At 32.4% G+C, this 21169-nt stretch carries 18 protein-coding genes and 3 pseudogenes; 14 read left to right on the top strand and 7 right to left on the bottom strand.

Annotated features, from left to right (window positions below; translation table 11 throughout):
• Positions 1 to 36: 36 nt before the first annotated feature.
• A pseudogene (locus NSQ40_RS18580) lies at positions 37 to 321 on the top strand (DDE-type integrase/transposase/recombinase); the annotation flags it as partial.
• Here NSQ40_RS18580 and NSQ40_RS18575 read toward each other — a convergent pair.
• Positions 261 to 437 (bottom strand): hypothetical protein, encoded by a 177-nt coding sequence (locus tag NSQ40_RS18575; protein WP_258248252.1) that lies wholly within the window; start codon positions 435 to 437, stop codon positions 261 to 263. The pseudogene NSQ40_RS18580 and the gene NSQ40_RS18575 sit on opposite strands and share 61 nt — an antisense overlap.
• A 279-nt stretch (positions 438 to 716) precedes the next feature.
• Between NSQ40_RS18575 and NSQ40_RS18570 the strand changes: the two genes are divergently transcribed.
• The 12 genes and pseudogenes from NSQ40_RS18570 (at position 717) to NSQ40_RS18515 (ending at position 11531) form a co-directional block, all read left to right on the top strand.
• On the top strand, positions 717 to 1439 hold the full coding sequence (locus NSQ40_RS18570) for a response regulator transcription factor (protein WP_258248253.1): 723 nt from the start codon (positions 717 to 719) through the stop codon (positions 1437 to 1439).
• Entirely contained in the window at positions 1436 to 2830 is a 1395-nt protein-coding gene (locus NSQ40_RS18565; protein ID WP_097787333.1) for a sensor histidine kinase, read from the top strand. Before NSQ40_RS18570 ends, NSQ40_RS18565 begins: the two co-directional genes overlap by 4 nt.
• A gap of 86 nt (positions 2831 to 2916) precedes the next feature.
• The gene (locus NSQ40_RS18560) at positions 2917 to 3831 is read left to right on the top strand and encodes an ABC transporter ATP-binding protein (RefSeq protein WP_003199331.1); all 915 of its coding nucleotides are present in this window, start codon (positions 2917 to 2919) and stop codon (positions 3829 to 3831) included.
• Complete coding sequence (locus NSQ40_RS18555) at positions 3831 to 4571, top strand: ABC transporter permease (RefSeq protein ID WP_341286139.1); 741 nt, start codon at positions 3831 to 3833, stop codon at positions 4569 to 4571. Before NSQ40_RS18560 ends, NSQ40_RS18555 begins: the two co-directional genes overlap by 1 nt.
• A gap of 12 nt (positions 4572 to 4583) precedes the next feature.
• A complete protein-coding gene (locus NSQ40_RS18550) occupies positions 4584 to 5330 on the top strand; it encodes an ABC transporter permease (RefSeq protein WP_003199334.1) in 747 nt (248 codons plus the stop codon).
• Between the two features lie 335 nt (positions 5331 to 5665).
• Positions 5666 to 6274: a TetR/AcrR family transcriptional regulator gene (locus NSQ40_RS18545; RefSeq protein WP_003199336.1), complete on the top strand. Its 609-nt coding sequence runs from the start codon at positions 5666 to 5668 to the stop codon at positions 6272 to 6274.
• 12 nt (positions 6275 to 6286) lie between these two features.
• A complete protein-coding gene (locus NSQ40_RS18540; protein WP_097787332.1) occupies positions 6287 to 7573 on the top strand; it encodes an MFS transporter in 1287 nt (428 codons plus the stop codon).
• Between the two features lie 196 nt (positions 7574 to 7769).
• Positions 7770 to 8189, top strand: a complete 420-nt coding sequence (locus NSQ40_RS18535; RefSeq protein WP_033796341.1) for a VOC family protein — start codon at positions 7770 to 7772, stop codon at positions 8187 to 8189.
• Between the two features lie 281 nt (positions 8190 to 8470).
• The gene (locus NSQ40_RS18530) at positions 8471 to 9295 is read left to right on the top strand and encodes a VanW family protein (RefSeq protein ID WP_033796342.1); all 825 of its coding nucleotides are present in this window, start codon (positions 8471 to 8473) and stop codon (positions 9293 to 9295) included.
• A 605-nt stretch (positions 9296 to 9900) separates the two neighbouring features.
• A pseudogene (locus NSQ40_RS18525) lies at positions 9901 to 10098 on the top strand (DUF3238 domain-containing protein); the annotation flags it as partial.
• A 154-nt stretch (positions 10099 to 10252) separates the two neighbouring features.
• Positions 10253 to 10837 (top strand): DUF3238 domain-containing protein, encoded by a 585-nt coding sequence (locus NSQ40_RS18520; RefSeq protein WP_003199348.1) that lies wholly within the window; start codon positions 10253 to 10255, stop codon positions 10835 to 10837.
• 67 nt (positions 10838 to 10904) lie between these two features.
• Positions 10905 to 11531: pseudogene (locus NSQ40_RS18515) on the top strand (FMN-dependent NADH-azoreductase).
• Positions 11532 to 11725: 194 nt separating this feature from the next.
• Here NSQ40_RS18515 and NSQ40_RS18510 read toward each other — a convergent pair.
• From NSQ40_RS18510 to NSQ40_RS18485, 6 genes are all read right to left on the bottom strand, one after another.
• Positions 11726 to 12208: a CcdC family protein gene (locus NSQ40_RS18510; RefSeq protein ID WP_003199351.1), complete on the bottom strand. Its 483-nt coding sequence runs from the start codon at positions 12206 to 12208 to the stop codon at positions 11726 to 11728.
• Between the two features lie 13 nt (positions 12209 to 12221).
• The gene (locus NSQ40_RS18505; RefSeq protein ID WP_033796343.1) at positions 12222 to 12620 is read right to left on the bottom strand and encodes a DUF2871 domain-containing protein; all 399 of its coding nucleotides are present in this window, start codon (positions 12618 to 12620) and stop codon (positions 12222 to 12224) included.
• A 55-nt stretch (positions 12621 to 12675) separates the two neighbouring features.
• A complete protein-coding gene (locus NSQ40_RS18500; RefSeq protein WP_018782224.1) occupies positions 12676 to 13050 on the bottom strand; it encodes an HsmA family protein in 375 nt (124 codons plus the stop codon).
• A 232-nt stretch (positions 13051 to 13282) separates the two neighbouring features.
• Entirely contained in the window at positions 13283 to 13996 is a 714-nt protein-coding gene (locus tag NSQ40_RS18495) for an ABC transporter ATP-binding protein (protein WP_003199354.1), read from the bottom strand.
• Entirely contained in the window at positions 13996 to 15060 is a 1065-nt protein-coding gene (locus NSQ40_RS18490; protein ID WP_018782222.1) for an ABC transporter permease, read from the bottom strand. Before NSQ40_RS18490 ends, NSQ40_RS18495 begins: the two co-directional genes overlap by 1 nt.
• A gap of 240 nt (positions 15061 to 15300) precedes the next feature.
• Positions 15301 to 16713 carry a sensor histidine kinase gene (locus NSQ40_RS18485; protein ID WP_018765200.1) on the bottom strand — a complete coding sequence of 471 codons (1413 nt, stop codon included), beginning with the start codon at positions 16711 to 16713 and terminating at the stop codon, positions 15301 to 15303.
• Between the two features lie 882 nt (positions 16714 to 17595).
• Between NSQ40_RS18485 and NSQ40_RS18480 the strand changes: the two genes are divergently transcribed.
• Positions 17596 to 20232, top strand: coding sequence for a collagenase ColA (locus NSQ40_RS18480; protein WP_033798083.1), 2637 nt, complete (start codon positions 17596 to 17598; stop codon positions 20230 to 20232).
• Positions 20233 to 21169: the final 937 nt, after the last annotated feature.

Below are 21169 nucleotides of genomic sequence, written 5' to 3'. Positions count from 1 at the left end.
AATAAATTTTGACTAAATATATAGTCAAAATTTATTGCGCCAGCGTTACTTTATGCATTTGAAAAGTTAAAGGAGAAAGGATTTTACAAAAGCACCGTTCATTGTACCGTTAAACATATGAATAATCGTATAGAACAAGACCACCGACATGTGAAACGTCGTTTTGCTAGGTGATCGGGATTTCAAACTCTCCGGCATGCTTCTCTTACAATAAAAGGAATTGAAACCATTCATGCCCTATACAAACAAAGGCGAAGTCTTCAAATAGGCTCCGCCTTTTCGGTGTATAACGAATTACAGGAATTATTAATGGTTGCATAACCATTTAACGATGCAACTCTAGATTCTCTATGTTTTGGGTAACTTTGCAACACAACCGTGTGCTCACTTTTTTTCTCCTGTTTTAGACAGGAAGAAAACTGTTTTGCCACATCCATGTATTTGCCTCCTCTCATGTAAATTATGTTGCATAAACAAATGATCACTTCTTATAAATTGTGTTGTATTAGGTGACCCGTGTTTAACTTAAAATTTTCATAATAAAATTAAAAAATAAAAGCAATCATATCGAAAAAATGATAATCTTCCTCTAAAATCAGTAAGAAAACTTTTAAATTACTATTTTACTGTAGAATGGAAATGATACATTAATAATTAAGGTAATACTGTTCACTATTTAATTTTAAACTATATAGAAAGATATTGAGGTGCAATAGATGATACATAATATTCCAGATGTTTATACAAAAAAAATCCTTATAGTAGATGATGAAAAAGAGATTTTAAATTTGTTAGAAACAGTTTTAAAGAAAGAGGGGTTTCAACATATTTATACTTATACAACAGGAGAAGAAGGAATACGCATGTGTAAGCGAGTACAGCCAGATCTTATCATATTAGATATTATGCTTCCAGATTTAGATGGATATAGTGTTTGTCAGCAAATTCGACAGTTTACATTCGTTCCAATATTTTTCTTATCGGCGAAAAATGAAGATTTAGATAAAATACTTGGATTAAGTATAGGTGGCGATGATTACATTACAAAGCCTTTTAGTCCGAAAGAAGTAGCATATAAGATGAAAGCATTTTTTCGACGCAATCAATATCAAGAAAAGGCTCGGATTATGTATCAGTTTGGAGACATTAGGATAGATGAGGCACAAGGAACAGTGTTAAAGGGTGATACATTACTATCTTTAACAGCAAAAGAATTTAATATATTACTATTTTTAATAAAAAACCCAAATCAAATTTTTAGTAAGGCCCGCTTATATGAAGCTGTCTGGGGAGAAACATATCTGGGTAATGACAATATTATGATGGTACATATGAGACATTTAAGAGAAAAAATAGAGGATAATCCTTCCAACCCTCATTACCTTGTAACAGTAAGGGGACTCGGATATAAACTTAATACAAAAGGTGATGCAAGATGAAGTGGAAGGTCACGAGACTATATATTACCTCATTAATAGGATTAATTATGTTTATCCTAATCGTTCAATTTTTTGCTTTTAGTTATTTAGTATTTACTTATAACCGTGAGGGAATGGACGATCCAGAGGGCTCAGTATTAGCTTTTCAAAAAGAAATCACAGTAGAAAATGGAAGTATTTCTATAACAAATAAAGGAAAAAATTTTTTGCAAGAACATGGAGCATGGTTACAAGTATTAAATCGTAATAGTGATGAAGTATTTCAAATGTATAAGCCTAAAAATACACCAACTCATTATACCCCTAGTGATTTGATTTTACGCTATAAGTACGATATTGGGGGGGATACAACGTTTGTGGGTAAGTTAGATAAAAGTACACAAGTAGAAAGTTATATTGTCGCTTTTCCATCAAACCAAGCATTGCGAAAGTTTGTCTATTTGAACTTCAATAATTTATCTAGCTTCTATCCATATGGGATTTTAATGTTAATAGGAGTAACAGTAGTTTGTATTTTATTATTTGCTTACATTGTGGCAAGGTATATGTCAAAACCTGTTGTCACGATAATTGAACATATTAATAATTTAAAACAAGGACAATATGAACAAGTACCGGAAGAAAAAGGAATATATGCAGAGGTATATATAACTTTGAATCAGTTATCGCATCAACTAAAGGATATTAATCTCCAAAGAAAAAGGCTAGATACGATGCGAGCAGAATGGATTATAAACATCTCTCATGATTTAAAGACACCACTTTCTTCTATTAAAGGTTATAGTGAAATTATAGGGAATCGCGAGTATAAAATCAATATGCAAGAAATGTACCAATATGCAGAAGTCATTCAAAATAAATCAATTTATATTGAAAAATTGATTAATGATTTAAAACTTACATATCAATTGAAGAATGCGTTGTTACCTATCCATAAAAATACAGTAGATATTGTGAATCTCACCCGAGAAACGATTATTGAATTTATGAATATGCCTCATTATGAGAATCGATTAATTGAGTTTGAATGTCTTAAGAAGGAACTAATTATAAAAGCAGATCAGGGATTAATTCAACGTGTGATAGTAAATTTATTGAATAATGCGCTCATTCATACTGATGTTGAAACATTAATACAAGTTCGCATAAAACAAACATCTAGATATACCGTATTTACGATTGAAGACAATGGTGACGGAATACATAAAAATGATTTACCACACATTTTTGATCGATATTTCCGTGGTACAAATACAGATCCAAAAAGTGGTTCAGGTTTAGGAATGGCGATTGTAAAAGAAATCATCGTAGCTCACGGTGGAGAAATTGTAGTTGAAAGCAGCAAAGGAAACGGTACAAAAATTACATTTCAGCTTCCGTTAGAAAATTAAGCTAAACTTAAGGTCAGCTCAATTCAAGATTAAGCAAGAACTTTCATAATAAATGATAGCTTAATCAAGAAAAAGAGGTGCCAATAATGGGAATATATATCGTTGAGACAGAAGATTTGACAAAGGCATATGGAGCTGTAAATAGTGTGAGTCAATTACAAATGAAAGTCGGTAAAGGTGAAATTTATGGATTTCTAGGCCCAAATGGGGCTGGGAAAACAACGACAATTAGAATGCTACTGGGATTAATAAAACCGACTACAGGTAATATTAAAGTATTCAATCGAGATTTAAAAACAAATCGAATAGATATTTTAAGAGAGGTTGGCTCTCTTGTTGAATCGCCATCTTATTATGGACATTTAACAGGTCATGAAAACCTAGAAGTAATTCGGCAAATGTTACAAGTACCAAAAAAGAATATTGATGAGGTATTGCGTATCGTTCGATTAGAGAAACAAAAAGATAAACTAGTTAAACAATACTCACTTGGAATGAAGCAACGCCTTGGCATAGCAATGGCGCTACTTGGAAATCCAAAATTGTTAATTTTAGATGAACCCACAAACGGATTAGACCCTGCCGGGATTCAAGAAATTCGTGAACTCATCAAACAACTGCCAAAGCAATATGATATGACAGTTGTTATTTCTAGTCATTTGTTAAATGAGATGGATCAAATTGCAACGCAAGTGGGCATTATTAATAGTGGACAGCTTATTTTTCAAGATAAAATTGAAGTGTTACGCAAAAAAAGTCAGGCATCAATGAAAATACGCGTAAATGATGTAGTAAAGGCTCATCAAATTTTAGAACAGCATCAAATTCATCTTAGAATTGAAGGTAATTGTCTAGTTACGCATCAACAGGAAGATCATCTTATTTCTCACATAAATCATTTATTAGTACAGCAGAATTTATCAGTGTATCGAATTGAAGAAGAGAAGCATACGTTGGAAGAAATATTTCTAAGCCTAACAGAAAAAGGTGGTGTTTTATAATGATTGCTGCCTTAAGAAGTGAATTATTGAAATTAAAAAGAAAGAAATTATTTTTAGTAGTATTTTTGATACAGTCTTTAGCATTACTTTGGTTATTTGCTATTGTGTCACAAGACAAAAAGGAATTTCTAAATTGGGAGTCGCTTCTTTCAAGAGTAAGTATGATAAATGCATTATTTTTACCTATAATGATTGCGACAATTACATCTCGAATAATTGATTTTGAAAATAAGGGGAACACCTGGAAGCCATTGTGTGCAATTCCCACATCTAGGAAGCTAGTATATATAACCAAAATTATCTTTAGCCTCTTTTTTCTTGTATACGCAGGTGTAATTTCTATTTCTGTAATTATATTAATGGGAAAAATCTTTAATTTTGATGGTGGAATTCCGGTGATATTATTACTGAAATATGGTTGTTTTACCATTATAGGATGTATTCCTATGGTTATTTTGCAACTCTGGATATCTTTGGTAGTGAAAAATCAAGTATTTTCTTTAACGGCAGGTGTAATCGGCTCATTTCTTGGGTATTGCGGGCAGATGTTTCCTTGGAAAACATGGATAATTTGGACATATTCATCTCTGACAAATCCAATTTCTTGGGCTTTTTCCAATGGGAAAATAGTGTATTTCCCAAATGAAGGAGTCATGATGAATCTTTTGTTAAGTTTAGGAGTTAGTTTATTATTTATCGTTCTTAGCACTGTTCATTTTGCGCACAAAGATATTCATTAGGAGGATGAAGATATGTTATTAAGCTCATTTCGATGCGAATTATTAAAATTAAAACGTTCAAAAATATGGATTGTAATGACATTCATTCCGCTTATTTGTATTGCGCTTGGACTCATAAATTTTCAAGTAAACTATGATGTCTTAATGAAAGTCTCAACAAATGAGTGGGAGAAAGCTTGGACACAAGTTGGATTAATTTATGGATTATTTTTATTTCCTGTCGTAGTAAGTATTTATTGTGCATTTGTATGCCGCTTTGAACATAGCGAGGGAAATTGGAAAAAAATCATCTCTTTACCAATTCCATTTCGATATGTGTACATGGCAAAGTTATTAGTAATCTTTATGTTAACTTTATTGACACAAGTATTTTTTTTAATTGCTTATATTGTAATTGGTAAGCTACTAGGTATTACAAGTCCTATTCCTTGGATTTCATTATTAAATTGGTCATTCAATGGATGGATTGGTACATTTTCAATTGCTGCAGTACAATTATTTCTCTCATCTTCTATAAAAAGTTTTGCTGTTCCAGTTGGAATGAGTTTTGGTTTTACATGTATAGGAATGATATTTCATTACTTAAATATCGGGTATATATGGCCATTTTCGCAACCAGGATTAGCAATGGACCCTATTCATCTAGAAGGCTTGCAGACTTTCTTTCAATTTAGTAGCTTTTATGTGTTAAGTTGCTTATTTGTTATTATATTTACTTTTGTAGGAGTTCAAAGATTTACAATGAAAGATATTATATGATGTTGATTTGAAATAAAGTCGCGATGTTTATAAAAAAGATGCGAAGCTTTACCCTTTTGGATATTTTTATCTAAAGGGGTGTTTTTATGACTAAAAGAAAAAGAACATCTGAATAAAAGGTGGATTAAGGAATTATTGAGTGACATAGAGTTGTTCTGTTAAAGGGCCATTTAATAGAATAACGACTTTTGAGCTAAATTTATTCGTTTGCGAAGTTCGAATATAACTAAATGTAAAAATATGAAAATAAATTCCTTCATCATATTGACAATGGAAACAAATTACAATAAAATTCGATTGATTAATCAATCATTTATTATGAAAGGAGCATCTAAATGGAACCTAGACTTACTAATGATGAAAAAAAGAAAAGAAAAAGATCTACTATCCTAAACGCCGCAATTAAATTATATAGTGAGAATGGTTTTGCAGAGACAAAAGTTGCCGAAATAGCAAAAGAAGCAGGAGTTAGCTTTGGTACTGTATTTACGTATTTTGATTCAAAAGAAGCACTTTATGAATCAGCGATTTTGGAGCCATTGGAGGAAATCAAACCATATTTTATTGAGATAGAAGAACACTTTAAAGGTGAGCCTCTTGAAGTTGTGAAGGAAATGATAGATTGCCATGTACAACTCTTTTCAATGAAAAGTGAATACCTACGTCTAATTCAGCAGGTTCTTGCGAGACCTGATCGATTTCCAAAGCTTTTTAAAGAACTAAACGATTTTGTAAATGTATTTATAGACTGTATTCATCCGGTTATTGAAGCAGGGCAAAGGCTGGGTTACTTTTATGAAGAATCACCTTCATTAGTTGCCGAGTCGTACTTATCCATCTTAAACGGAATGCGTTTAACGTTTATTGATGAATATACAAACTTGATGTGGAAGGATATAACGATACAAGCCCTGAGATTATTTGGACCTATCTCTAATAAATAAGGAGTGATTTATATGAAATTGAGAGATATACATCCCAACATCAAACTTCGCCTGGCTATGCAATTTCTAGGCAGCCTTATTTCCATGGCTGTTATACCTTTTCTGGCAATATATTTTGCTCAGAAAATTGGAGCTACTGAAACAGGTATTATTCTTATAATAATTGTGATTAGTGGGGTCATTGGAGGTTTTATCGGGGGGCATGTTTCAGACAAAATAGGTCGGAGAAAAATAATGATTTATTCTGAACTTGGTATATTGCTTTCGTATCTGTTTATAGCACTTTGTAATTCCCCTTGGTTTAACCTTCCTTATATTTCCGTAGCATTCTTTATTATCAATATGTTTTGTGGAGGAATGTTTCAGCCAGCAGCACAAGCTATGATCATTGATGTTACTAATTCCGAATCGAGAAAGCTCGTATTTACAATTAGCTACTGGCTGGGGAATTTATCAACTGCTATTGGAGGAATCATTGGAGCATTTCTTTTTAAAAACCACTTGTTTGAGTTATTTATTGGGATTTCACTCATCTCTTTGTTATCTGTATTCATAACTATATTCTTCATCACAGAAACCTATACACCGGAACCTTCATCTACGTCTTCTAATTATAAGAAAAAATTTTCATCAATAGAGATGTTTCAAACCTATTCAAACGTTTTAAAAGATAAGCTGTTTATGTTTTATATTTTCGGAGCGATCTTGATCTTTTCCTTGGAACAGTCTTTAACAAACTATATTGGGATTCGTCTTGAAAAAGATATACCCCATCATTCAGCTTCATTGTTTGGAATAGATTTCATGCTTGATGGCACAAAGATGCTGGGTTTTCTCCGAACGGAGAATACAATTCTTGTAGTTCTCCTATCAAGTGTTGTATTATTCTTATTTAAAAAGTGGAGTGATCGCTGGACTCTAGTTACAGGAATGATGATCTTTTCTATATGCTTTAGTATTTTTGCCTTTACAAATAGCGTGTTGTTTCTTTTTATTGCCATGTTTATTGGAACAATTGGTGAACTGATGTATGTTCCTATTAAACAGGCGATGATAGGGGAACTTGCACCACCTAACGCTCGTAGCACCTATATGGCTTTTAATGGCTTGACTTTCTACGGAGCAATGATTGTATCTTCGTTGTTGATCATCGTTGGAGAGTGGATTCGTCCCATATATATGGGGGGATTGCTTCTTATTCTAGGATTAACTGGTACATTTTTGTACTACATAATAACAAAAACGCTAGACTCTAAAGTTAGTGAAAAAAATGAAAGAAAAGTACCTGTTTCTTATTAAAGGGTTGTTTTCCCACTAATGCATGAAAAGAAACTAACTGGAAAACAATCTTCCGCAATCGGAGCATTTAATGGAGCATGTTTGTTGAACTAACGAAACATCATAAAGAAAATTATGGAATTTACAAAGGCAATAGGTACATAAAAAGAGAACATATTTATTAATGTTATTTAAGTTACTGAAAGGAGAAAATAGAATGAAAGATAAATTATTGAGGGTTGGAACTATTTATATTACTGTTACCAATGTAGAACTTTCTTCAAAATGGTATGTAAACAAACTAGGTGCAGAGTTAAGCTATAAAGACGAAGACAAGGCTATTCTTAACTTTGCAAACCAAAGTTTTTTCCTGGTTAAATCCCAAGAAAATCAAAGCTTAAATTTTCACGGTTTTTGCGGTGAAGAGCGCTTCTCTTTAACATTTGAAGTTAATGGTTTAAATGCACTTGAATCAATCCATAGTGATTTTATTAAAAAAGAAATAAAAGTTGGAGAGATTGAAAACAGAGGACACACTGGAAAGAATTTTGTTTTTTATGATTTAGATGGTAATAAATTTGATGTTTGGAGTGAATTAAGTTCCATCTTCAGAGAAAAATACCTAATATCGCAATAAGAGATTTTAATTATTCAATAAACAGTAGATTTACAGAATCAGTCTGTCCAAAATCAAAAAGAGTTCATCCACCAAGTGTGTGGACTTATAGCATAAAATACGATCTCGCTAGAAATATATGCGCTATATTCTCTTTTAGTTTATCTTTGCACCAGAACCTTTATATGTACTATAAGGTAATACAGTAAGAAATACATATCAATTTGCTTAGTGATGATGAATAAGGTGTAAATTTGAATACAATATATAGATGAATAATATATAAAGGAGCTCAACTCTCAATGGCAAGAAAATTATTAACACAAAGGTTTCCTCTTTTAATTCCTATTAGAATCAGACAACGTAGGATGTTTAAAAAAATAAGAGACCGTCTTGAAGGTCATAAGTTTTCAAAAACATTTGAGCAAAATCCATTACCTTACAGGATTTATAAACATAAATCTTTGCTTATTAGAAAGTTAGGTGATACGGATATACAGCTGCAGTATAACAAAATCACCAATTTAAAGCTAGCCATCTGCAAAATAAACCAGGTTGTAATTAAACCGGGAGAAACATTTTCATTTTGGCATCTTGTTGGTAATTCCAGTGAAAAGGCTGGATATAAAGAAGGAATTATTCTAATGAATGGCGAAGCGATAAAGGGAATAGGCGGTGGTCTCTGTCAGTTAGGGAATCTTCTTTACTGGATGTTTCTTCATTCAGAGTTGGAAACAGTGGAAAGATATCGTCATAGTTTCGATCCATTCCCTGACTATGGACGTGTGATTCCATTTGGAACAGGCGCCACTTTGATGAATGGTATTATTGATCTCAAATTGAGAAACAATTCAAATATTTCCTATCAAGTCAATCTACATCTTGACGAAGAATACATCTATGGAGAAATTAGGGCATCCCAGTATCCTCCATATAAGTATTCTATCATTGAAGAAGATCATCGTTTTGCAAAAAAAGTAGATGGCCAAGTATACAGACAAAATAAAGTTTATAAAAAAATAGTTGATCGTGTCACAGGTAACTTAGTTGACAAAGAACTAGTCATGGAAAATGATTGCTTAGTAAAATATGAAGTAGAAGATGAGAAAATTGTGGTTTCTTTATAGACAAGGATTTTCACTTATCTAAAGATATTTGAAAAAACTGTGTAGATAATTTTAAAATAAAAAGAAGATTCAACTAGATTGTTTTCTAGTTCGGTCTCCTTTTATGTATAAATTATTTCATTATAAAGGATAAAATCCCAGCAATTATGCATGTAATTCCGCCTAAAAACTGTCCTATTCCAGTGAGTTTGTCTAAAAATGATTCATATTTTTTCGTACTATATATACCCCATAATACTAAGATTACTCCAAAAAGTATAAACGCTAGTTTTAAAATCATCGTATGGTTACCTCTGTATAATATATTTTTTTATGTATGCATTTCTTATACTTTTATTATTACATTGAAATAATAGTTAAACTATCTAATAACCTTACATAAAGGTGACAGTTTTGTAAGATGTTTTTGAACAAATTTTATTTCAAAGCAACACGAATTGCTTTTTTTATAAGTTTGTTAATTCTACTATTAGGAAAAGTTTAACCTTAAGAATAATTGAGAAGCATTATTATATTTGTGGATTTAAAATAAAGTTTGATTAAAAATATCGTGTTAACCCGTATTCCACGATAGATAAAAAGAGTCCATTTTGAAATACTATGTAATATTAACAATACGTGTTAATAAAAGTGGTGTTGCGCATATTGAAGGTTCCCATGATGGGTTCCCTTGCTATGAATTTTATAAGCAAACAGATTTTGGTCCAGTTGAGTTAATATATACACATGATTTCAGAAAAACTGGTGACACTCCAGCAGCACTAGCTGGAGAAATGGAATACAGTTTTAAAATAATAATCTAGATATAAATATGAATCAGAAGAATGTCACTATTTAAATCAAAAGCAGAAAATATTAAAGAAAAAACAATTGAATATGCGAAAGAAATTGTGATTTGTTTTGCTCAAGGTTTTTCTGTATTACCCAAAAAAAATTAGAATTACAGAGGTGTGTCTCATGACTAGTATCGTTAAAATTAGAGCAAGCGTATTTATTCCAATGTCTTGGACTGAACCTAAGAAGGACATTCAAACGGGCAATGTGATCCAATTTGAAGGTGACTCACGTGAATTTACACCTTATGCTGTAAACGCTATGCGTTCCAGAATTGAACAAGAAGTAGTTGTAGATTTTTACAAAAAAGAAATTTTCACATATGGAAATACAGGTATAACCACAGAAAGGGTTACAACTTCAGATGGTTCCGTTAATAAAAGAACAGGAAAAGCTAGTACAGAAAATATTTTGTGCATTGATATTGTATGGAATTCTGATGACGTCAAATTTCAAATGAGTGCGAGTGCTAGCAATCCATTAAATGTATATGCACCTCCCGTTGACTACCTATTAACCGTACAGGTCAAAAAAGATGGCACTGTCCATATTGAAGGTGCACATGATGGATTCCCTTGTTATGAATTTTATAAACAAGTAAATTTTGAGCCGTTTGAAGAAATTCATACACATGATTTCAGAGAAACTGGTGATACAGCTGAAGCGCTAGGTGGAGAAATGGAGTATAGTTTTAAAAAGATATTGTAAAGGCAATATAACGCGGTTTTTAGTGAATATATAACAACGTAAGAGTAAGTAACAGGAGAAACAGAGAATGACAACAGTTTTATTTGTAAAAGCAAACAATCGCCCGGCAAACCAATCAGTTAGTGTAAAATTATACGAGGCTTTTTTAGCGAGCTACAAAGAATCACATCCAAATGATACAGTAGTAGAGCTTGATTTATACAAGGAAGAATTGCCATATGTAGGAGTAGATATGATTAATGGTACATTTAAGGCTAGTAGAGGACTTGATTTAACAACAGAAGAAGCAAAGGTTGTAGCTGTTGCTGATAAATATTTAGAGCAATTCCTTGCAGCTGATAAAGTTGTATTTGGTTTCCCGTTATGGAATTTGACAATCCCAGCTATACTACACACATATATTGATTACTTAAATCGTGCGGGCAAAACATTTAAATATACGCCAGAAGGTCCAGTAGGTCTTATTGGAAATAAGAAAATTGCATTGTTAAACGCAAGTGGTGGTGTATATTCTGAAGGACCAAAAGCCCAAATGGAAATGGCTGTTAAATATGTAGCAAGTATGATGAGCTTCTTTGGTGTAAAAGATATGGAGAAAGTAGTGATTGAAGGTCACAATTAGTTCCCTGATAAAGCAGAAGAAATTATTGCTGCAGGGCTTGAAAAGGCTGTTAAAGTAGCAAGTACGTTCTAATTAATATAACATTTGTCACTCTATTATAGCAGTACCAACATTTTTATAGCGGTGGTACTGCTTTTTTAGTCGCTTATCTCGCTACTTTTTTACATTTTATCCATACAAAACTAAAAAATTGAACAAGAAGCTATAATGAATCATTTTGTAAGAGCTCAGAAACAGCATCCAACATTAGAAATGTGCTTTTTCGATTAAAGACTTTTGCCTACAAACTGCATTTCCCGCTGCAATTTCATAAACGAACGGTACATCCCAATTCTCCAAGAGACGATCATCGCAAAAGCGAGTAAGAAGAACATGCCGCTTAATTGTCCTAAATCAATTGATTGACTTAAATATGATTTGAAAGCAATACGGACAACAAGTAAACCGACTAAAATAAATATAAATGCTTTAGAAGGTATTAAATAGATGTCTTTTCCACGTATTTCAAATTTTGACGTTTTAATAAGAAAAATAGAGAAAAATAAACCAACGATAACTGCTTCTAGAATTTCTGTTGTTGTTAATCGAAATTCTGGTAAGAAGTACATGGATGCTCCCGTACTCATAAAAATTGGCGGGAGTATAATTTTTTTAAGTGTTATAGGTTTTTTTGCTGATTTTAAGCGAAGAAACATCATTCCAACAGCCATACAAAGAGCAATAATACTTGATAGAACAGCTAAGTTCATGTTTTACCTCCTTTTATCCTTTGTATGATTTTTTTAATAGAATCATAAACCAAACAAGACCGACACCGATGATAGAATGAGACATTCCTGCCATATGACTTAATCCATTAAAATCGGTTCCATTTATTTGAAGAAGTCCACGGGCCGCCATTGAAGCAACTGTTAAAACCAATCCTATATTATAGACGATGAACCACATGTTAAAACTTTTTGCTTCATGGAATGCAAATGATTTTGATAGGGCTAAGGCAATTAAGAAGAATAAAAATCCAAGAACTAACACATGTGTGTGCAACAGGTTCAGTAGAGTAGTACCTTGAATTCCTTGCACTTTTGCATATTCTCTCGCGAATATACCTGATAATAAACCGATAATTAAATAAGTGAATGCTGCATTATATAACTTTTTCATCATATACCTCCTAAGGTAGTTTTAGCAATGTTGATTTTTGGTAATGAAACTTTATTTAAAAGCTATTTGTCATTCCGTATATAAGTCCAGAAATATATGGAATTAGCCAAATGAACCATACGATAACGCTTAGTGTGTGGAATGTTGTCATCATTTTTGTATCTTTTTTTATTAACACAATTGTTGCCCAAACAGCATGGAATAGCATAAGTAAAATGGCTGATAAGCCTGTTATTCCATGGAAGCTGAACAGGGATCCTGCTTCTGCCATTTTCTCCATTAATGTGGTCCCGATCGTATCACATACGAGTCCAAGCCAGAAAATAATGACATGCCAAAATTTTAATGTCTTTTGAAATTTTTCACTCCATACTCCGATTGTATAAAAAATGAGTGCAGCTGTAATAAATGTAATAGCAGATGCTAACACGTTCATCATTCCTTTCTAACAGTCAGTTGCTTTATATAAAGCATGTTACATGAGAATTATGAATAGAATATGAACGCAATATTACATATGAATTTCGCTGGATTATTATATTTGAATTCAATTATGCTGTAAACAAAAAATTAAAATGTGCTGTTAATTAAAGAAAACTTTCTTATCCCCTAAATAGGGGATAAGAAAGTCTTTTTAGGTCATCGCTATTGTACAGGTGTTCTTATACTTCGTTTTCTCGTAGTAATTTTCCATCGCGAAGTATTAAAATTCGATCACATACATCAAGCATTTTTTCATCGTGTGTAATCATAATTGCTGCTTTTTTATTTTTCTTAACTTCATGTTTCATTCGTTCAACTACTTCTCTAGCACGTTTTGAGTCAAGACTAGCAGTAGGTTCATCAGCTAAAATTAAGTCTGGATTATTCATAAATGCACGAGCAATGGCTACACGTTGTTTTTCACCACCTGAAAGTTGATTTGGATAATGATTCATTCGATGTGATAATCCAAAAGTTTTCAGTAATTGTTCTGCAAGTTTACCAGCTTCTTTTTTATCTTCTCCCTTTAACTTAGCGATATATAAGAGTTGTTCTTTCACTGTTAAGAAAGGTACGAGGTTTGCAAATTGAAATATAAATCCGATTTTTCTTAAACGAATATCGGTCATCTCTTTTTCTGATAAGCTTGTTATATTTTGACCAGAAATATAAATATTTCCTTTAGAAGGGGATAAAAGTGCACCTGCGATGGAAAGCAATGTACTTTTCCCAGAACCAGACGGACCAACAATGCCGATAAATTCGCCTTCTTTTATATCTAACGTAATTGGGTGCAAAGCTGTTACTTCTGTATCTCCTTCTCCATATACTTTACTTACTTGATCCAACTTTAATAATGACGATGGGGTATCCCATTTTAATTCTGTTACCATTACATGCCACCTCCGATTGCTTCTAATGCATCTACTTTTAATACTTGATATAGAGAAATTAGTGTACCGAATATACTAATTAAGATAAAGATACCTGCATATTGCAAGATTGTTGTTGTTGTTAATAAGAACGGCATACTAGCTGGTAAAACAGCCTGTACTGCAAAGATTAAGCCAATGCCGATTATAAGAGCAACACCAGATAAGAATATAGACTGTACAACTAAACTATTTGCTAAATATGAGTTTTTTGTTCCGATTGCTTTTAATACACCTAGTTGATGTGTTTTTTGTAATGTAATGACATAGAAGAAAACGCCAATTAATAATGCTGAAATTACAAGTAAAAACGCAATAATCATCGTTAATGTTCCTTGTTCTTCTTTATAACCTGGAATACTTTGCAGTACTTCTTTTTTATCAACAACTGTTGCATTATCGATTTTTTTATCAGTATTTAGGGCGATTACACTGTAATCTTTTTGATGTGGCAGTGCAATGCTGTCCCATACATTTTCATTCATATGAACAACAGGTGCATGACTAAACATTTGATTTTGTGTAAATCCGACAACTTTGAAAACCTTTTGAGAAACAGGATCTACTAGTTCATCTCCAAGCTTTATCCCTTTTTCCTTGATGGATTCATCAGCAATGATTTCATTGTTTTCTAAAGTACCGTTTTTTCCTTCAACAACTTTTGGGGCAATGAATGAATCTTGTTTACTTGAAAAAATAGCAACATCAACTTTATTTGAACTGCCTTCTTTTTCAAATGTTGCGACCTTAATATGCATTGGAACCGCATCTTTTGCATCAACCTGTGCCAATACTTTATCTACATCCTCTTTCTTAATTTGGGAGCGTAATAATTTACCCTCTGCATCATTTGATAATATAAACTTGTCTGCTTTCATTTCGATAATAGAAGAGGCATTAGCATGAGATAAACCATTTGCTAGACCTGATATAATAAGTACAAGAAATGATAATAACATCATGATTGTGCCGATTAATCCGTACCGTAATTTCGATTGTTTTAATTCTTTAAGTGCTAAAAACATTAGGTTCATTCCTCCTTGTTTCATTCTATGTTCTTATCATAAAGAGGAAATATGAACGGAATATGAACAAAAGGTTACAAAAGACGGGTATACAGTTTATATATAAATATGTTGCAGAAAAAGAAGATAACTCCCTATTGTATAAAGGAAGTTATCTTCTTTTTGATCGCTGTATATTAATAAAAATTTTGTTTTTTGTTCAAAGTAGGTATTTTTTCAGTAGGCATTAGTGAATGCAGGTTATTTTTTATTTTGCATATGAATAGTCCCTTCTTGTTGTTTCGGAAGGTAAATAGAAAAAATCGTTCCTTTTCCAAGTTCACTATCCACTGTTATTGCTCCGCTATGAAGGTCAATGACTTTTTTTACAATAGAAAGACCTAATCCACTTCCATTTACATTTCTGTTTCGGGCAGTATCGACTTTATGAAATCGATCAAATATTTTTTTTATTTCATTTTCAGGTATACCAATACCCATATCAGTAATCGAAATGCGCCATTCTGTTTCCAGCTCTTCTGCTTCAAATGCAATCGTTCCGCCGCTTTCTGTAAATTTGATACTATTGGTAAATAAATTCATCCATACTTGATGGAGCAAGTTTTCGTCTCCGTAAATTTGCATGTTGGGAACATCCATTTCAACTGCAAGTTCTTTCGTTCTCCATTCCCATTCAAGCATAAAAATAGTATCTTTTATTTGCTTCCCAAGATCAAAAGATTGCTTACGTAAAGTAAGATCTTCTTTATCAAGTGATGCAAGTATTAATAATTGTTTGCATAAACTGGACATGCGTCGACTTTCTGATTCGATGATTTCTAGGTAATGTGTCTGCTCAGATTTCGTTAAATCATTAGTTTGTAATGTTTTTGAAAATCCTTGAATAGATGATAATGGTGACTGAAATTCATGTGAAACATTCGAAACAAATTCTTGTCGCATCTGCTCTGAATTTCGTAATCTTTTGGCCATTTTACGAAAGCTAGTTGCAAGCGTTCCAATCTCATCTCGGCGATTTTCTGGTAGTGCTAAATCATAGTTACCACATGCAACCTCTTTTGTCGCATGTGTAAATCTTTGAATAGGACGAACGACAAAGCGGGTAGCTATCGCGATACAAATTAGACTGATTATGATAATTAATCCTAATAAAACAGCATAGAAAATACGTAATTCTCCAAATTGCTGTTGAATATCCGGACGAATAAATAGTGCATAACCCTTACCATTGTTTTCGATAGGGATCCCAATACTATTCAAAAGTGTATTATCAAAAAAGCCAGTAGCAAATAAACGATTAGGATACGTTGCAATTCCATTGTATATATTTCCTTTTAATACATGTTCAATTGTCTCTTTACTAATATTCATTTTCTTGAAATTATCATCGTACTGCTTGCCTTGTTTTTTATCGTCTACTACGTAAATTTCAAAGCCAAGGTTAGAAATAGACTGTAAATAACCATCTTTATTTTGTTCTGTATTTTTCTCATATAAATATTTTACTTCTTGTGCATATTTTAAAATTTTCTCGCTGTTATATGGTTTTAAATAAACATGATAATATACATTTGTAAGTAAAAATGCCAATATACTACTAACCAGCATAATAAAAACTGATATGATAACAAATCTAGCATATAATGAGCGCATATTTTTTCACCTCTAATTTATCGTTCTATTTTTTGAAAGTAAGACCTCCCGTATCAAGATTTTGAGAAAACACAGAAGATAGGAGGGAGTTGACTGCTGGCATGTGCCTGAGCAGTAGGGGGGAAAGAAAAACTTCCACTGATGGAAGTTTCACTTTATATAAAATGATGATCACAAATGATATAAGAAATTGGAAAATCCAACAAAGTGAAAAATGTAATAAGCATAAGTGTTCCTTCTTTCACTTTTATAGAATAAGAGATGTTTATGAACAGAAGATGAACATGTTATTACAATTTCTAAGAAAATGAAAAGTGTGCTGTCAATAAAACTGACAGCACACTTCTCGTTTCATTAAAACGATGAACCATTACAAGATAAATATGATTTTTTATATAAAAATACAATTGATTTGTATGAAAAAGCGGAATGATTAGTGAAAAAGGATGCGCAAATATATTATTCGTTTTATGAAATAACTCGCCAAAAAAGTAAAAAAAGTGTGCAACTAATTCAAAGAACCCTGTTCTTATGTGATTTGTCAGTAGCGGGCTTTTTTCTTTTTTGACAGGGGAGTTTTATGTCAAATAAAATATACATTACTACATTGTTTATGTATATTTTATTATACAGTATTAATAAAGAATAGTTGCCTATTCATAAGATATAATATTGGCACAGTTTTTGCTTATATTACATGAAAGGAAGGGGGAAGTAAATTCAAGCAATAAGTATGATGTATCATTAGTAGTAAAAAAGTGACTTACCATTATATCACTAATTTTACTAGTATCAATAGGGGGGGCTGTTTAATAAAGACAGATTGAACAATTCATTTTTAAAAAGTCTGAATTTTCGATCTATTAAAAAGGAGGCAACAGCATGGTGAAATACTCGAAATTTTATAAATTGATGCTGGGCGTTGGACTTGTTACTATATCATGTAATGGATTGCAAGTTCAAGCAGAGACAAAAGAGAAATATACGAAGAATACATTACAAATGGAGCCGATAGGGTTAAGGCAATCTCCTGATGAGTTGGCACACTCTTCGAACATACAAGAAAGTACTTCATTTACAAAACGGTTAAAGTTAGCAGACCTATCGCAGCGTCCACCAATGCCAAAAGAGAATACTAAACAGCTAGTTGAAGAAAGAAAATATTCGATGGCTGAATTGAATCAATTAAGCAACAAACAATTAGCCGATCTTCTTGTGACAATTAAATGGAATCAAATTCCGGAATTATTTCAGTTTAATAATGATAGTTTGAAATTCTATCAAGATAATAGCCGTATGCAAGCACTCATTGATAAACTAGCAGAACAAGGTCAAACGTATACGAAAGATGATTCAAAAGGAGTTGAGACATTAGTAGAAGTTATACGCTCGGGTTTTTATTTAGGCTTTTATCATCAAGAATTAAGTAAACTAAGTGAGCGTAGCTATCATGACAAATGTTTACCAGCGTTAAAAACAATTGCGAAGAACCCGAATTTTAAACTTGGTACATCAGAACAAAATAAAGTAATTTCGTCGTATGGAATGTTAATTGGAGGCGCGTCGGCTGATGTTGAAATAATTCAATATGCTGCTGGAATTCTTAAACAATATAATGATAATTTTTCTACGTTTATTGAAGATCGGACAAAAGGTGATGCTATATATAACTTGATGAAAGAAATTGATTATGATGTTCAGTCGTATATGTATACTACGGACAAAGAACCAAAAGATACGATGTGGTATAAGAACATCGATAGCTTTATTAATGAAGTAAGTCGTTTTGCACTAATTGGTACGGTAACGGATAAAAATGGATGGTTAATTAATAATGGCATTTACTATGCTAGCCGATTTGGCAAGTTTCATAGTACACCAACAAAAGGACAGCAAGTTGTTACAGAAGCGATGCGTATTTATCCATATTTAGGACAACAATATTTTGTTGCGGCAGAACAAATCACTACAAATTATGGCGGAGTAGATGCAAACGGAAAGACAATAAATTTAGATAAAATTAGAGAAGATGGCAAGCAAAAATATTTGCCGAAAACGTATACATTTGATGACGGGGCAATTGTCTTTAAAGCGGGAGATAAGGTTACTGAAGAGAAAATTAAACGTTTGTATTGGGCAGCAAAAGAAGTGAAAGCACAATTTTATCGTACAGTTGGTAGTAATAAGCCACTTGAAAGTGGACATGCTGATGATGTGTTAACAATGGTGATTTACAATAGTCCGGATGAATATCAATTTAATCGTCAATTGTACGGCTATGAAACAAATAATGGTGGAATTTACATTGAAGGAATCGGAACTTTCTTTACATATGAACGTACACCGCAGCAGAGTATTTATAGTTTAGAAGAATTGTTCCGTCATGAATTTACACACTATTTGCAAGGAAGATATGAAGTGCCCGGGTTATGGGGACAAGGAGAACTATATCAAAATGAACGCTTGACTTGGTTTGAAGAAGGAAATGCGGAATTCTTTGCAGGTTCAACTCGAGTAGATAGTGTTGTACCGCGAAAAAGTATAATTGGTGGATTATCCAATGATCCAGCTAAGCGATACACAGCTGAGCAAACATTAAATGCAAAATATGGAGCGTGGGATTTTTATAACTATTCGTTTGCATTGCAATCTTATATGTATAATAACCGCCCTGATATGTTCGATAAAGTACATGATTTAATTCGTGCAAATGATGTCCCAGGTTACGATGTGTATCGCTCTGCATTAAGTAAAGACAATAAATTAAATGAAGATTACCAATCTTATATGCAAATGCTTATTAATAATCGTGATAAGTATACAATTCCGCAAGTATCAGATGATTATTTAGCAAGGCATAAACTGAAAGCGCTTTCGAATGTTGCAGCGGATATCACAAATGAAGCAAAGTTAAAAAATGTGAAGGTAACAAAGAATAAATCACAATTCTTTAATACATTTACACTACAAGGAACATATACAGGAAGTACGTCAAAAGGAGAAAATGAAGACTGGAAAGCGATGAATCAAGCAACGAATGAGATGCTTAAACATCTTTCGCAAAAAGAGTGGAGCGGATATAAAACATTAACTGCTTATTTCGTAAATTACCGTGTCAATGCAGCTGGGCAATTTGAATATGATATTGTGTTTAACGGAGTGAATACTGAGGAGGATACTAGTGTAGAAAAAGAACCAAATAATTCATTCGATACAGCTAACCCTCTATCTCTGAACACGTTATTACGAGGTAGCCTAAATAATCAAGATCAAGTTGATCGCTTTGTAATTGATATAAGGGAAGCGAAGGATTTACAGATTACCGTTACGAATGAGCAAAATCTTGGATTGAATTGGGTATTATATCAAGAGTCAGATTTGAATAACTATGTTACTTATGCAACAAAGTACGAAGGAAATAAATTGCTGGGAAGCTATTATGCGAATCTGGGGAAATATTATTTAAGTGTATATAAATATGGCAGTGGAACAGGGAATTATACAATAGAAGTAAAATAATAGAAAGGAGCTGTTTCGAAAGCCTCTTGTTAATTATATAACCACCTGCTGCTAATTTTTTCATAACACAGTACTTGGAAATGATATGTTATTAGCCTTTTGTGGATTTAAAATAAAGTCATGATCTTTAAAACAAAGTCGCGACGTTTGTAAGGAAGTCACACTGTTTTGAAAAAAGTTAAACTGTTTATAAAAAAATGAAATTCCTTATCTTAAGAAGGGATTTCGTTTTTTAAATTATACTAACGGGACCAACTGTTACTTACTAATTTAGACATTAAATATCTATTTCACAAGTAAAGCTCCGAGGCCACCTTCAATGATTCAATCGTTACCATCCTTTCAGCCTTGGGGGAGCTCTCTGATACACTCCTAACCATCTACTTTCCTCTTCATCGCAAATAAAATCATGGCAAATTACAGTTGTTTAAGTTATTATAACGGATTATAAAAAAATACATGCTATTTTGTCAATACATTTTTAATCACGCTATTTACGGACAGTAAGACTCACTTCTTACGACAAAGAAGTTAAATTAGGAATCAACTGCTCGTAAAAGCCTGATTCATGAGGGAGAAAACTCTCAACGATTAAAGTTTCACTCTATTATGTTTTCCTTGTAACTCTACGATTAAAAGGCGAAACACTTTTTTATAAGGTTTCATTTCATGCTGATTATGCTACAAGATAGAAATTAGAGTTCGCTATTTACTCTTAAGCTCGATTATGGGTAACTACTCACCTAGATTTGCTACGGTGATGAAGTGTTTTTATAATAATCGGGTAATGGTGTTTATTTCTAATCTAGTTATTATTTTCTAATTAATTTATATATAATAATTTTCTGAAAAAATAATTGTATTTTTCAGACAGATAAATTATTATAAAATAAGTAATTTTGTAATTTTGTAATTTTATGACGAAGGGAAGATAGGG

It is taken from the genome of Bacillus sp. FSL K6-6038 (genome assembly GCF_038050455.1).
Classification (GTDB): Bacteria; Bacillota; Bacilli; order Bacillales; family Bacillaceae_G; genus Bacillus_A; species Bacillus_A pseudomycoides.
The sequence above is the reverse complement of the archived record's forward strand: the minus strand, read 5'-3'. Positions and strand labels throughout refer to the sequence as shown.

Coding starts and splice junctions, on each gene's coding strand:
- NSQ40_RS18575 (WP_258248252.1), bottom strand. CDS start 437: ATGGATGTGGCAAAACAGTTTTCTTCCTGTCTAAAACAGGAGAAAAAA.
- NSQ40_RS18570 (WP_258248253.1), top strand. CDS start 717: ATGATACATAATATTCCAGATGTTTATACAAAAAAAATCCTTATAGTA.
- NSQ40_RS18565 (WP_097787333.1), top strand. CDS start 1,436: ATGAAGTGGAAGGTCACGAGACTATATATTACCTCATTAATAGGATTA.
- NSQ40_RS18560 (WP_003199331.1), top strand. CDS start 2,917: ATGGGAATATATATCGTTGAGACAGAAGATTTGACAAAGGCATATGGA.
- NSQ40_RS18555 (WP_341286139.1), top strand. CDS start 3,831: ATGATTGCTGCCTTAAGAAGTGAATTATTGAAATTAAAAAGAAAGAAA.
- NSQ40_RS18550 (WP_003199334.1), top strand. CDS start 4,584: ATGTTATTAAGCTCATTTCGATGCGAATTATTAAAATTAAAACGTTCA.
- NSQ40_RS18545 (WP_003199336.1), top strand. CDS start 5,666: ATGGAACCTAGACTTACTAATGATGAAAAAAAGAAAAGAAAAAGATCT.
- NSQ40_RS18540 (WP_097787332.1), top strand. CDS start 6,287: ATGAAATTGAGAGATATACATCCCAACATCAAACTTCGCCTGGCTATG.
- NSQ40_RS18535 (WP_033796341.1), top strand. CDS start 7,770: ATGAAAGATAAATTATTGAGGGTTGGAACTATTTATATTACTGTTACC.
- NSQ40_RS18530 (WP_033796342.1), top strand. CDS start 8,471: ATGGCAAGAAAATTATTAACACAAAGGTTTCCTCTTTTAATTCCTATT.
- NSQ40_RS18520 (WP_003199348.1), top strand. CDS start 10,253: ATGACTAGTATCGTTAAAATTAGAGCAAGCGTATTTATTCCAATGTCT.
- NSQ40_RS18510 (WP_003199351.1), bottom strand. CDS start 12,208: ATGAACTTAGCTGTTCTATCAAGTATTATTGCTCTTTGTATGGCTGTT.
- NSQ40_RS18505 (WP_033796343.1), bottom strand. CDS start 12,620: ATGAAAAAGTTATATAATGCAGCATTCACTTATTTAATTATCGGTTTA.
- NSQ40_RS18495 (WP_003199354.1), bottom strand. CDS start 13,996: ATGGTAACAGAATTAAAATGGGATACCCCATCGTCATTATTAAAGTTG.
- NSQ40_RS18490 (WP_018782222.1), bottom strand. CDS start 15,060: ATGTTTTTAGCACTTAAAGAATTAAAACAATCGAAATTACGGTACGGA.
- NSQ40_RS18485 (WP_018765200.1), bottom strand. CDS start 16,713: ATGCGCTCATTATATGCTAGATTTGTTATCATATCAGTTTTTATTATG.
- NSQ40_RS18480 (WP_033798083.1), top strand. CDS start 17,596: ATGGTGAAATACTCGAAATTTTATAAATTGATGCTGGGCGTTGGACTT.